The sequence below is a fragment of the Pseudomonas sp. MWU16-30317 genome, from assembly GCF_020515695.1.
In the GTDB taxonomy this organism is placed as follows: domain Bacteria; phylum Pseudomonadota; class Gammaproteobacteria; order Pseudomonadales; family Pseudomonadaceae; genus Aquipseudomonas.
Map to the genome: position 1 here is coordinate 154106 of NZ_JAIWJA010000002.1, position 12182 is coordinate 166287.

Consider the following 12182-nt stretch of genomic DNA (forward strand, 5'->3'; position numbering starts at 1 on the left):
TTCGTATGGGCTGACTGTTGTTGCCGTTTCTGTCTTGTTGTTGTTCCCGGTCGACCGGCCACCTGGCCAGTCGACGCAATACTCATCACGCTAAAGGCTTACTTGCTCGCCACTGGCGGCTTGACCCACACCGGCGACAGGCTGCTGCCGCTACCGGTGACGTACAGCACGGCCGCTTCGCCGCGTTCCAGGGCAACCGGCTTGAGGTCCGAAACCTTCTTGTCGCCCTGATACAGCGCCAGAGTGACTTTCACCGGGTTGATTTCACGATCGCCGTGGGCCTTGGGTGCCACGGAAGGGACCACGTCGGTTTTACCGTCGGCGGTTTTCAGGGTCAGAGGCGCGTCGGTAAGGTTCTGCACGCGCACCAGGGATTTCTGCTTGTTCTTGAACGGAGGCTCATCCACCAGTACAGGCTGGCCACTGCCGTTGTTGACGATGGTGTAGTACTGGTCCGAAGCCAGCTTCACCGGCAAGGTAGCGCTGCCGATCTTGGCGCTGTAGTCGCCCTGCGGCATGAAGCTGAAAGCGCTGCTGCCCTGCACGGGGATTTCATTGAGGCTGGTATTGCCGACGCTCGCGGCGACCGGTTGGTTGCCAGCGTTGTAGACCCGCACGAAGGTCGAGCCCTTCGGCGCGGTAGGGCCATACAGAGCCGAGTCACCGGCAGCGAAGGCCTGGACCGACAGCAGGCTCATGCCTGCGACCAGGGCGCAGGCCTTGGCGATACGTTTGACAGCCGGGGTACGGGTGGCGGCAGTAGCGTTAGTCATGCGTCATTCCTCTTGCAATAAATTCGAATGTGGGCCGCGGTGCAGCTCAATTGGATTGGCCCACGGCCAGGTTCTGGTTGTTGGTGTCCGAGCTCTTCTTCAAGTTGGCGACCCATTTGGGATCGAACTCGCTCAGATCGTTCTTCATCGGCAGATAGCGTTCAGGGAATTCCCAGATCAACACCTGTGGCGGACTGTTCTTGAAAGCATCGGTTTGCAGGTACTTGAGCATCGGCAGGATCGGCCCGTGGCCGTCTTCTGCGTAATTGACAACGTCACTTTTCAGCGACTGCTGCAATGCGCCCAGGAAGTTCCAGTGTGGATTGGCGCTGTAGCTGGTACCGACCAGCGCCACCGGAATATCGTTGTTGGCGAACAGCGCTGCATCACCGGCATCGCTGCTCGAATCAGCCGAACTATTGACCACAGTTGTTGCACGTTGTTGCAGATCATCCGGCTTTGGCAGCAAATTGCTGAACAGCGGATCGAGCGGCAGGAACGTGGTCAGGTCGCCCTTGTAGGGCTCGGTTTTCACGGCGGCGGTCTGATACTGCTGCGGCGTGCCATTGAGCGGCATCTGCGCGGCGATGGTCTTGCTCAGGTTCTGCGCCACTACCTCGGCGCCCATGGGCGTCCAGTGCGTATCGGTACGCAGAAACACCTGACCCTGCTGCTTGGCCTGCTGCAACGGCGCCAGCAGATCAGGAGCTACGATGCCGGCCTGTTGCGCCTGGGCATGGAACTGCTGGTAGAGGTCCGCGTGCAGGCTGGCAGGCGTCTGCGCGCCAATGTGCTCGGGGTACAGACGCGCCTTGGCCGGCACGATCGCCATCACCAGTTGCACACCGTGCTGCTTGAGCTGGTCGCGCACACCACGGATCAGCGCGAAGTTCTCGGCCTCGATCTGTTCACTGTTGGCTACTGGATCGAACTCTTCGTCGGTGTACAGCCACTGGTCCTTGCCGAGGATCACGCCTGGGCGGCCTTCGTTGAACACTTTGAAATCCAGCGCCGCCCAGATATTGGTGCCCAGGCGCTTGATCGGGAACTCGTCGTCGTAGTGAGTCTCGACGGCCTTGGCCCATTTACCGTTGAGCAGGGTCATCTGCTCGGTACGGTTGAAATTGCCGAACGCCGTCAGGGACCAGATCCCCAAGGCCAGCAGCAGCCCCAGAAACAAGGCGATGTAGAGGATGCGTAATGAACGGGTCATGATTCGGCCTCCCTCAGAACTGGAAGTAAAGGAACGGCGAGAAGCTCTGCGCCGAAAGTTTGAGGATCGAGGCTGCGAACATCAGCAGAATCAAAGCGCGCATCACATAGCGCGGCCAGTCGGCGACCCAGGCCGAGGCCTGTACGTCATGGCCGTGCGCATAGGCGGCGACCTGCGCCGGCTGATCGCCCGGTGTGGCGCGCAACAAGCCTGGCTGGGCAGTCGCCGGGCCGTTGGCCACGTCGCTGTCGGTGGCTTGCGCCTTGGGCGACTTGACCTGCAGTGGCTTGCGGTACAGATCGCGCAGGCCGAAAAACGCCAGCGTGATATAGGCGACCACCAAGGTGGCAACCTGCAAGCCGGTCAGGCTCGCCGCGTTGAGCTCGGACAGCTTCCAGTCGCCAAAGCTGAACATGGCGCCGTACATGCGGCCGGCCACGTGCAGGTTCTCGGAGCGGAAGATCACCCAGCCCATGATCACCAGCAAAAAGGTGAAGGCCCAGCGGATCGGATTCAGCGCCCGCGGCGTGGTGTTGATACCCAGTGCCCGCTCGATTGCCAGCCACACACCGTGCCAGGCACCCCAGACGATGTAAGTGATGTTGGCGCCGTGCCACAGACCGCCCAGCAGCATGGTCAGGATCAGGTTGCGGTAGGTCGCGAACGTGCCGCCACGGTTACCGCCCAGCGTGATGTACAGATAGTCGCGCAGCCAGGTCGACAGGCTGATGTGCCAACGCCGCCAGAACTCGGTGATCGACTGGCTGATGTACGGCTGCTTGAAGTTCTCCATGAACCGGAAGCCCATCATCAGGCCCAGACCGATGGCCATGTCGCTGTAGCCGGAGAAGTCGAAGTACAACTGCGCGGTGTAGGCCAGCGCACCCAGCCAGGCGTCGCCGGTGGTCGGGTGGGTGAGGGCGAAGGAGTGGTCGGCGATCACCGCGATGGTGTCGGCGATGAATACCTTCTTGATAAAGCCCTGCATGAACCGCGTCGCGCCCTCGGAGAATTTGTCCAGGGTGTGCGTGCGGTTGTTGAACTGATCGGCCAGGTCCTTGAAGCGCAGCACGGGGCCGGCGATCAAGTGCGGGAAGATCGCCACGAAGGCGGCAAAATCGATGAGGTTGCGCGTGGCCGGGGTGTCACCGCGGTACACGTCGATGATGTAGCTGATCGACTCGAAGATGTAGAACGAGATACCGATCGGCAACAGCACATGAGTCAGGATGAACGGCTCCAGGCCGAACGAATGCATGATTGCGTTGATGCTCTCGACGCCGAAGTTGGCGTACTTGAAGTAGCCAAGGATGCACAGGTCGACGGCCACGCCCATCAGCAGATAGCGCTGGGCGGACTTGGTCCGTACCCCGGCAGCCCCTACGCGCAGGCCGATCCAGTAGTTCCACAGCGTGACCCCTGCGAACAGGGCCAGGAAGTCCACCCGCCACCAGGCGTAGAACACGTAGCTGGCGACCAGCAGCAGCAGGTTTCGGTAGCGGTTGCCGCTCAAGTAGTACAGGCCCAGGAAGACCGGTAGAAACAGGAACAGGAACACGTTGGATGAGAACACCATCCCGATCTCTCCTTTGTTGCGACTTGCAGTCAGGGGCAGCAGTCACAGGCCGCGCCCCCCCCCAACCCCCCCGCAGGAGGGTCCATGAAAATTCTTGTTCTACTGCGCTCCTGTGGGCGCGAGTCTTGCTCGCGAATTCGCGGGCAGAGCCCGCTCCCACAGGGAATGCGTTTGCGGTATCAGGAGCCAGCGTCGCCCGAGCCACCGCTGTCTTCGGCGCCGCCTTTGCCGCCCTTGTCATCCGCCGGATCGAACACGCGAGTCAAATCGCCGCCCAGACGGAAGGTCTTGTAGGGCTGGCCGACGTGACGGCGTTCGATGGTGTCCGGGGCGCAGGCGTACAGCGAGCAGTAGGGTTCAAGCCAGGCCCATTTGCTCTGCACCTTGATCTCGGTCATGTCCGGGCTCTCGCCGTTCTTGGACTGGAACTCGTTGGGGTCCTTGACACCATTGAGGATCACGTTGCCCAGGCGCTGCAGGGCGCCGTTGTTTTCCGGGCGCAGATCCACGCCATTGGCCTGAGCGAAGACGGCGATCATGGTCAGCGGCGCGACCGCGTAGGCGTGATACGCCAGGGCGCGTTGCTTGCGCTTCAGCTCGTTGGGCAGGAAGCCCTGAGCGTCGACCTGACTGGCACCCTCTTTGAATTCCTTGACCGACCAGTCGAACAGGTCGCGACGGTTGAGCACGATCGAGGTCGACATCACCGACCAAGCGGCCCAATAGGTGTGGTTGTTGTTCTTGTCCAACGGCAGGTTGTCCCAATCGCTGACGACCTGATCGGCCAGCCGCCCAAACCAGGCTTCGATCGGTTTGGTTTGCGCGTCCTTGCCTGCCAGTGGGTGGGTGTCGGCGAACTTCAGTTGCAGGTAGGCCGAGGACATGCTGCCCAGTGCCCATTTGCGCATCGACTTGCCGGTGTGGTTGAAGTCGGTGGACATCAGCGCGTTGGCGTTGGCCCAGGTGTCGAGCCAGCTCAGGGCGCAGTCCAGCTGCTCCGGCCGGCCATCACGCATATAGGCCATGACCACCTTGCTGGTGCCACGCTCCATGTTGGTGATGTCCTTGGTCGCATCGCGAAATGCGGCGTCGGAATCGGCATTGAACGTTGAACGATCCTTGCCCGAACCTTCGTACTTGCTGCGGAACTGCAAGCTTTCGGTGTAAGGCTTGGGCGGCGAATCGCAGCTGAAATTGCCCGGCTTGACCTTGGGTTTCTCGATGCCGCTGAGGTAGCCCTTGGGCGGTACCAGATCAGCGGCCTGCGCGGCCACTGCCGGGCCGAACAAGGCCAGTGTCAGCAGTGAGGGTGCGAGCCATTGGCGTGTTGCTGTTTTCAAAGTTTGCATAGGAACCTCATAGCCCGGCCTGAGCCTGTTGCGTTTTCACGCCGGGGAACACGTTGCGTTTGCATACTTTCGCTTCGACCTTCTGCGGTGCGGCGCCGGCTTCTTCCGGCCCCTGGATTTCCAGGGCCAGCATGTTCTGCTGCGGCCAGTCCTGGTCATCACGCATCTCGAAGGCAAAACGCCCGTCGGTATCGGATGTTGTCGGTTTTTCGATCTTCAGTTCCTCGTGGCGACCATTGAGGTACCAGAGGGTGGCCTTCAGGGTTTTCACCGAAGTGTCGGCAAATTTGATGTCGATCTGGTGGGCACCGTTGTGGACATCGATGATGCCGTTGCGACCGTTGACCAGCAGTTCGTTCTTGCCGGGCTTGAGCGTGATGCTTTCGCTCATCTGCGTCGGCTTGCCCTCACAACCGTTGTCCAGCAAGGCCATCATCTGGCGATAGATGGTTTCCTGATCCAGGCGATACAGCGGCGAGAATTCCCAGACCAGAATCTTCGGCGGCCGTTTCTGGAAATCTTCACTGCCCAGGTACTGCAGCATCGAGCCTTCCAGGCCACCGCCGGGGAAGGCCACGTTGAGCACATCGGCACCGGTGTCCTGCTCCAGGAAGCCGGCGAAGTTGTAGTTCTTGCCGCTGTGGCTGGTCCCTACCAGGGTGATCTCGGGGTTGCCGGAATCACCGAACAGATCGCCATCGGCTGCAGACCCTTTGGGCTCGGTGGAGAACTGGTCCATGTACTGGATCGCATAGCTGGAGCCGCACAATTGACCGGCCATATTGTGCAATGTTCCGGTCTTGCCCATGCGACCCGATATACGGGTCTCGAATTCCTTCTTGGGAATCGACGCGAAGGCCGGGATCTTCTTGATGCTCTCGGCCACGATCTTGGCGGTGCGCTGGGCGCCGTAAGGGGTCCAGTGCTGATCACCGCGGAAGTAGAAGTCGTGGGCCTGTTGCTCGTTGGTCAACGGCGACAGGTCCGGCACGGTGTAGCCCATGGAGGCGAAGCGACCGAGCATGCCCTTGTAGTTCTTCAGCGCCGTGTCGTAGTCGAACTTGTCGCGATCGGCCGGGAACATCTTGTTGCGATCCACCAGCCCGCGGGTCGGTTGATAGACGATCACCAGTTCTACGCCCTTGCTCTTGAAGGCGTCGTGCAATTCCTTGAGGCGGCGATAGCCTTCCGGCGAGGTGTCGAATTCGGTGCGCAGGTCTTCGACGGTACGGAACAGCCAATCGCCTTCGCCCTGGAACAGGGTGGTGAAGTTGCGCTGATAGCGGGTCACGTACTTGGAGGCATCATGGGCCTCAGGGCAAACATTGCAGCACGGCTCGGCGGTGAATACCGGTGCCGGTGTCGCGGGCGCAGCCTGGGTCCCGCCGGTGGCGGCCATAAGGCCAGCGGTCAGGGCCGAAAGGCTGAGCAGCTTGAGCGATATGAAAGATGGCGTTCGCATTTGTTTTCCTCAGTCCTGCATTTCGGTCTGGCGTTCGACAGGGTCGATCAACACAGCTTTCTTCTGGCGCACCAGCATGTCGAGGATCTCGGCCTGTTTGTCACCCAGGATGCCGTTGAAGCTGATACCGCTCGATTTGCTCGGCGCCAGCATCGACACGCGATACAGCTCCAGGCTCAGGGGCGAGTCGATCGCCAGTGGGCCGGTGCCGTTGGCGGTCAGTTCGCCGCCTACCAGGATCAACGAGACTTGCGCATCGAACGGGTCGAGGGCGATGTCGCGGTCGGTATCGCTGAGGTCCTTGATGTGCCCATACACGCCGGTCAGGCCGTTGGCCATCGAGATGTTCTCGTACAGGCGGATGTTGGTGCTGTTGCGCACGCGGATACCGTGGCGCTGATTGCGGATCACTTTGTTGCCCCACAGCAGGTTGTCACCGCTCTCGTAGAGAGTGATGCCGTCGGAGTGGTTGTTGTAGACCTCGTTGTAGGCCACCAGATTGCCGACGCTGTTGCGGTCCAGGACGATGCCCGAGAGGGTGTTGTCGTGGGTGCGGTTGTTGATGATGAAACTGTCGTTCACCTCCCGCGAAACGATGATTCCGTGCTTTTTGTGACTGCCGGAAACATCGTTGTCGGCAATGATCAAACGCTCGGAACGGTCGTGGGGGTCGATGCCGTAGATGATGTTGTCTTTGTAGGTGTTGCTCTTGACCACGAAGTCTTGGGTTTCATAGCAGTAGAAGCCGTACCACATGTCGCTGAAACTCGAACCGATGATCCAGCCGGTCGGCTCGCTGCGGCCCATCTGCGCTTTCATGTTGGGCGTGTACTGGGAAATGCTCACACCGTACGACTTGCTCTGGTTGTAGCCAAAGCTGGCCATGGTGGTGTTGACGATATAGGTCTCGGTGCCACCCCAGGACAGCAAGAACGGGCGAAATTCCTTGGGCGCGCGGAAGGTTGCCGGGCCGTTGTCCTTTTCACGCCAGCCGGTCACCTTGGTGTTGCTGGTGAACAGCTTGCCGTCGTTGATGATGAACGCGCCGCCCTCTTGCGAGAGGCGCAGTTCCTGGGTCTGCTTGTCGATTTCCAGGACCGCCTTGTTGCCGACGATGATCGGCAGCCGCGCCAGATAAACGCCTGGCGAAGTCTCGCTGAAATACTGCTTGGGGACGGTCTTGGTCAGGTCTTTGAGGTTCAGGTAGCCGTTGTCGATGAAGATCGCCTGAGGGATGCCGTGCTGACGCGCGACCCACTCGGCCATCTTGTTGTTGCCGCCGATGAATTCCTTGAGCACGGTTTCCTGCATCATGCGCCGGATGCTGACTTTGGCGTGGGGGCCTTTGCGCAGCGGCGCGACCTTGGCGTCGGCGGCCTCGGCGGTGTAGCCAGTGAGGTCCGGCAGCTTGGGCGCGGCCATGTCGAGCGGCGCGGTGGGCGCCGACGACACGGTGTAGGTCTTGGCCTGGTGCAGCTCCTTGACCACGCCGGGCTTGCCAGCTGCCTGTGCGGTGTCCGCCGAGTTGGCGCCAGGCTTGGGCACCGGCGCCGGGCTGTTGGCCAGGGCGACGCTGCTGGCCAGCAGCAAGGCGCCGGTCAGCAACGACTCGCGCCAAGGCCAACGGCTGCTGAGGCTTGAATGATTCATTGCATGCACTCCCTTCGCGTTAGGCATCAGAAGCGCCAGATCACATCGACAATGGCGCGGTGCATGTAGTTGTCGACGCCGCTGCCGTAGGCATCACCCGGCTTGAACAGACCTGCACGCAGACGAATCAGCGCCGAAGGCTCGTCGATCGACTGGCTCAAGGCAGCGGGCAGCAACCCTTGCTTGAAATACTTGGTCACGACCAGGTCGACTTCCTGACCCAGGTCCTTGCTGCCCGAGTTGAGCGGCAAGGTGTTGAAGCTGATGTCGTTGTTGTTATTGATGTCTTCCTGCACGGCGTTGATGTTGCTGCCGCCGATGCCGGAATTGCCGTCGACACGCCAGAATTTGTGGTAGATCAGCGAGGCGTCGTATTGATCCTCTTGCTGCCACGAAGCGAACACCGAGGCGACGCGGGTGTTGCCCATCTGCGCCTGGTAGGCCTCGCCGAAGCGGCTGATGCGCGAGCGGGTGCCGGTCCAGGTCGAGCGGTTGCTCTGCAGGCCGTTCTGTTCGTAGTTCTTGCTCGCCTGAGAATAGGCACCGCCGACTTGCCATTGCGGGTCGAGGCGCAGACGAATACCGAGGTCCGATCCCCAGCCGCTCAGGTCGCGATTGCTCTTGGGTGATGCGAGGGTGTGGCCACTGGCATCGGTCGTCAGGTTGTTAGCGTCATAGGCGGCACTGTTCAGGTCCTGAGAGCCGTCCATGAACGTCACGCTGCCCCAGTAGTTGACCTGGTTGAGGTTGCGGTAGTTGTAGGCGTCACTGTTGGCGTCAAGGCCGACCCAGCCGATTTTGCTGTTCACGCGCTTGTCGAGGTCGTCGACCACTTTGCCGGCATCGGCGAGCTTGCCGTCGTCCTTCACGTAGTGCGCGCGCACCCCGATCCATTGCCCTGGCATCCACTGGTAGTAAGCGTCGCCGAAGGCGTGCAGGCGTTGCTTGTCCTGTGCCGACAGTTGATCGTAGTCGGTGCGGTAGTCGCTGAAACGCTCGGCCACACCCAGATGGCTTTTGAGCAGGGTGGTGTCGAGGTTCCAGGTCAGCGCTTCGATGTTGTCATCGCGCCACTGGCCGTCGTCATTGCGCAGGCGCTGGCGGCCGAACTTGGCGTTCTCGCCAGGGTAGGGGGTGAACAGCCCTTGATAGCTGACCCAGAACTCGCGCATGGCGAAGTACGCGTCGTTGCCGTCGCGGGCCGAATTGTGGTTGATGCCGGAGGTGTTGACGCTTGGCGCGGTAGCGTTCTGTTCATCCAGCGGGTCGGTCTGGATGACGTCGCTGGCGGCGACTGCCTGACCCATCGCGTAGAACGCCCATTGGCCGCGTTCGAGGTAGGCCCAAGGGCGCAGGTCGATACCGACACCGTTGACGTCACCGCCCGAGCGCGTGCCCAGGTCGCGGTCGTCTTCGGACTGGCCGGTGGCTTTGACTTCGATGCCGAAATTCTGCGACGCGGTCAGCGCCGCGAGCGTAGGGCAAGACCACAAGGCGGCAAAGCCGAGACCGATCCCGGCCTTCATCCATTTATTGAGTTTCATAGGGATTTGTCCTCACCGATGGGGTCTGCAGGCATTTCTTGTTGGGCCAGGGCGCTGTTGGCCTGGCTGATGCCACCGCGAGCCTTGAGTTCTTGCTGCATCAATTGCTGCGCCTGAGCCTTCTGGCCTGGCTGCAGTTCGGATTCGATCAGGGTGTTGAGATCGGTCACCGGCTGTTGCACATCCGGGCGCATTTTCGCCAGTTGCACGAATACGTAGGCGTTGACCAGATTGGGCTTGGTGCCGCGGCCGCCCGAATAGAGCTGCGCAAGGGCGAAGTCGGCGCTGTTCTGGCCACTGCGAGCGGCCTTGAGCAGTTCGTCCACGGCCTTTTGCGGCTCGGGCTTGCCGAGGTAGCCGCGGCGGTAGATCTGGCCCATGTAATAGTGCGCGCTGACCTGGGTGCCTGCGGCTTTTTGCAGATGATCAAGGGCTTTGTGGGCGTCGGGGATGACCACCTTGCCTTCGTAGTAGACCTTGCCCAGCAGCAGCTCGGCCCGCCCTGGGTCGGCGCTGTGGCCCTTGTCGATGTAGTCCATCAACTTGTCGACGTCGCCCAGCTCGGGGAACTGGTACAGCAGTTGCGCGAGGCTGATGTAGGCCGCCGGATAGGTGTCGGTGACGCTTTCGAGCAGGGTTTGCGCAGTCTTCTCGTCGGTCTTGCCGAGGGTCGGATCGGACAGCACCCGGGCCACGCCGTCGATGCGCGCAGCCGAGGCGGTGCCGCCGTTGTAGGCCGACTGCAACTGCTTGACCAGTTCGGCCTGGCGATCGGCCTGGCCGCGTTTCTGGTAGACGGTGGCCAGTTCGACATAGCACACGTCGTTGGCGCTGAGGGCAGCCTTGCAGATGCGCTCGATGTCATCCAGGTGCTGATCGTAGGTACCTTTGGCGCGGTAGAGCATGACCTGGGCCAGGGGCGCATCCGGATAACCGGCGGCGAGCCATTGGTCGATCTGCTTCTGAGCGTCGATGTTCGGGAAGCTTTGCGGGTATTGCAGGTAGAGCGTGGCCAGCGGCAGCAAAGTGCCGGTCTCGCCGTTTTGCGCGGCCTTCTTCAACCAGCTCTCGGCTTCGTGCTGCTCGGCGACGGTGCTGCCCGGCTTGGCTGCCAGCAGGCGCCCCAACCGTACCTGAGCACGGGGGGAGGTCTGGGCAGCGGCGCGGTAGATCGCTTCAGCCTTGCGCATGGCTTCTGGGTCACCGGTGTTGACCTGGATATCGGCCAGGCCGATTTGTGCATCGGCATAGCCCAGGTCGGCCAGTTGCTGGAAGTTCTGCTGCGCAAGTTCGGTGTCACCGTTCTGCAGCGCCTGATTGGCCAGGCGCTGGTCGGGAAGCCCGGCGCAACCGGCCAGGCTGATTGCAATGGCCAGGCCCAGTAGCGCGGGATGCGTCAGGGTTCTTCTCGTTGCCACAGGCATTCTCCTTCGCACGCTCAACTTAGAGGCCTTTGGCCGTGGCTTTGTCGATCAACCAGTTCATCGAGCCACGGTCGCTGTAGACCTCCACTGGACGACCGGCCAAGGCGCTGCTGATCGGCGCGTCGGGTTTGATCTGTACGCGCAGGTCGGAGGACAGGGCATCTGGCAACAGGTTGGTGCTGGAGACGATCTGACCTTCGCGGGTGGCGTCTTCGCCGGCGATCTGGAAGCTCACGCGGGTGCCAGGACGCACGTCGTTGATCTGGCGATAGGTGAAGCGCGCATCGATGTTGGCCTGGGCATCACGCGGCAGCATCTTGTAGATGATGTCGCCCTTGCTGGCGAACTGACCATCCGGGACAAGTTGCTCGGCGACGATGCAGTCGCACGGCGAGGTCAGGGTGCCGGTCAGTTGCTTGCCGAACATTTCGGTGATTTTCGCCGGGGTCAGCTGGGCGTCGTCCAGGTGGTCCTTGAGCACGTCGAGCATGCTGGTGCTGAACGTCGCCAGTGGCGCGCCCTTGGCAGCCTGGGCATTGACGGCAACCAGGCTGTTGACTGTGCCGTCGCGCGGCATGGTGATGTTGCTCGACGGGATGGTCACCACGCCCGATACCGCGTGGCTGACGAAGTACAGACCGTAAACCGATTTGGCCACGAAGCCGAAGGCGGCCAGGCCGACCACGAAGATACCGAGGCTGAAGGTCACCGCACGCAAGCGGCCGAGGGTCGACATGCCATGGTTGGTGCCGCCGCGCTTGCGCGCCTTGGTGAAGTTGTCGCGCTGCAGGGTCCCCAGCACGCCGCCCATGGTGACCAACTCGCCGCTCAGGTGCGAGGTGATCAGGTGGCGCAGGGTGGCGATGTCCTGTTGGTCGAGGTTCTGGAAGGCGCAGCCGGCGCGGCCGTCGCTGTCGAGCGAGCGCACCTGGAACTCGATGTCCATGCCCAGGCCGAGGTTGTCGATGACGAACATCATCCGGCCTCGGTACACCTCGCCCTGTGCCAGGGTTTTCTTGGTGACGATGCTGAAGCCACCAGCAGAAAGGTCCTCGACCTTGGCTTCGAAGGTTTCGCGATTCGGGCCGATGTAGCGCAGCTTGGCCGGGATTTTGACCCGAGCGTGCTGGCGCTGAGCTTCGGATTCATGGACAACATTGACGTTCACGGCTGTATTCATGGCGATTATTC

9 protein-coding genes are annotated in these 12182 nt (G+C 61.5%); all 9 read right to left on the bottom strand.

What is annotated here, in order from left to right; genetic code table 11:
* Positions 1 to 98: 98 nt before the first annotated feature.
* Entirely contained in the window at positions 99 to 773 is a 675-nt protein-coding gene (locus LIX93_RS05470; RefSeq protein WP_226503000.1) for an alginate O-acetyltransferase AlgF, read from the bottom strand.
* A 46-nt stretch (positions 774 to 819) separates the two neighbouring features.
* The gene (locus LIX93_RS05475) at positions 820 to 1986 is read right to left on the bottom strand and encodes an alginate O-acetyltransferase (protein ID WP_226503001.1); all 1167 of its coding nucleotides are present in this window, start codon (positions 1984 to 1986) and stop codon (positions 820 to 822) included.
* Between the two features lie 13 nt (positions 1987 to 1999).
* The gene (locus tag LIX93_RS05480) at positions 2000 to 3562 is read right to left on the bottom strand and encodes an MBOAT family protein (RefSeq protein WP_226503002.1); all 1563 of its coding nucleotides are present in this window, start codon (positions 3560 to 3562) and stop codon (positions 2000 to 2002) included.
* A gap of 179 nt (positions 3563 to 3741) precedes the next feature.
* Positions 3742 to 4911 carry a mannuronate-specific alginate lyase gene (locus tag LIX93_RS05485; RefSeq protein ID WP_226503003.1) on the bottom strand — a complete coding sequence of 390 codons (1170 nt, stop codon included), beginning with the start codon at positions 4909 to 4911 and terminating at the stop codon, positions 3742 to 3744.
* A gap of 7 nt (positions 4912 to 4918) precedes the next feature.
* A complete protein-coding gene (locus LIX93_RS05490; RefSeq protein ID WP_226503004.1) occupies positions 4919 to 6373 on the bottom strand; it encodes an alginate O-acetyltransferase in 1455 nt (484 codons plus the stop codon).
* A 9-nt stretch (positions 6374 to 6382) separates the two neighbouring features.
* Positions 6383 to 8023: a mannuronan 5-epimerase AlgG gene (gene algG / locus LIX93_RS05495; RefSeq protein WP_226503005.1), complete on the bottom strand. Its 1641-nt coding sequence runs from the start codon at positions 8021 to 8023 to the stop codon at positions 6383 to 6385.
* A gap of 26 nt (positions 8024 to 8049) precedes the next feature.
* Positions 8050 to 9567 (bottom strand): alginate export family protein, encoded by a 1518-nt coding sequence (locus LIX93_RS05500; protein ID WP_226503006.1) that lies wholly within the window; start codon positions 9565 to 9567, stop codon positions 8050 to 8052.
* Positions 9564 to 10991, bottom strand: coding sequence for an alginate biosynthesis protein AlgK (locus LIX93_RS05505; protein WP_226503007.1), 1428 nt, complete (start codon positions 10989 to 10991; stop codon positions 9564 to 9566). Before LIX93_RS05505 ends, LIX93_RS05500 begins: the two co-directional genes overlap by 4 nt.
* A 19-nt stretch (positions 10992 to 11010) precedes the next feature.
* A complete protein-coding gene (locus LIX93_RS05510) occupies positions 11011 to 12171 on the bottom strand; it encodes an alginate biosynthesis protein Alg44 (protein ID WP_226503008.1) in 1161 nt (386 codons plus the stop codon).
* Between the last annotated feature and the right edge of the window lie 11 nt (positions 12172 to 12182).

Bases quoted from the DNA above. Each gene is read 5' to 3' on its own strand.
- LIX93_RS05500 (WP_226503006.1), bottom strand. From the start codon at position 9,567: ATGAAACTCAATAAATGGATGAAGGCCGGGATCGGTCTCGGCTTTGCC.
- LIX93_RS05505 (WP_226503007.1), bottom strand. From the start codon at position 10,991: ATGCCTGTGGCAACGAGAAGAACCCTGACGCATCCCGCGCTACTGGGC.
- LIX93_RS05475 (WP_226503001.1), bottom strand. From the start codon at position 1,986: ATGACCCGTTCATTACGCATCCTCTACATCGCCTTGTTTCTGGGGCTG.
- LIX93_RS05485 (WP_226503003.1), bottom strand. From the start codon at position 4,911: ATGCAAACTTTGAAAACAGCAACACGCCAATGGCTCGCACCCTCACTG.
- LIX93_RS05480 (WP_226503002.1), bottom strand. From the start codon at position 3,562: ATGGTGTTCTCATCCAACGTGTTCCTGTTCCTGTTTCTACCGGTCTTC.
- LIX93_RS05490 (WP_226503004.1), bottom strand. From the start codon at position 6,373: ATGCGAACGCCATCTTTCATATCGCTCAAGCTGCTCAGCCTTTCGGCC.
- LIX93_RS05510 (WP_226503008.1), bottom strand. From the start codon at position 12,171: ATGAATACAGCCGTGAACGTCAATGTTGTCCATGAATCCGAAGCTCAG.
- LIX93_RS05470 (WP_226503000.1), bottom strand. From the start codon at position 773: ATGACTAACGCTACTGCCGCCACCCGTACCCCGGCTGTCAAACGTATC.
- algG (WP_226503005.1), bottom strand. From the start codon at position 8,023: ATGAATCATTCAAGCCTCAGCAGCCGTTGGCCTTGGCGCGAGTCGTTG.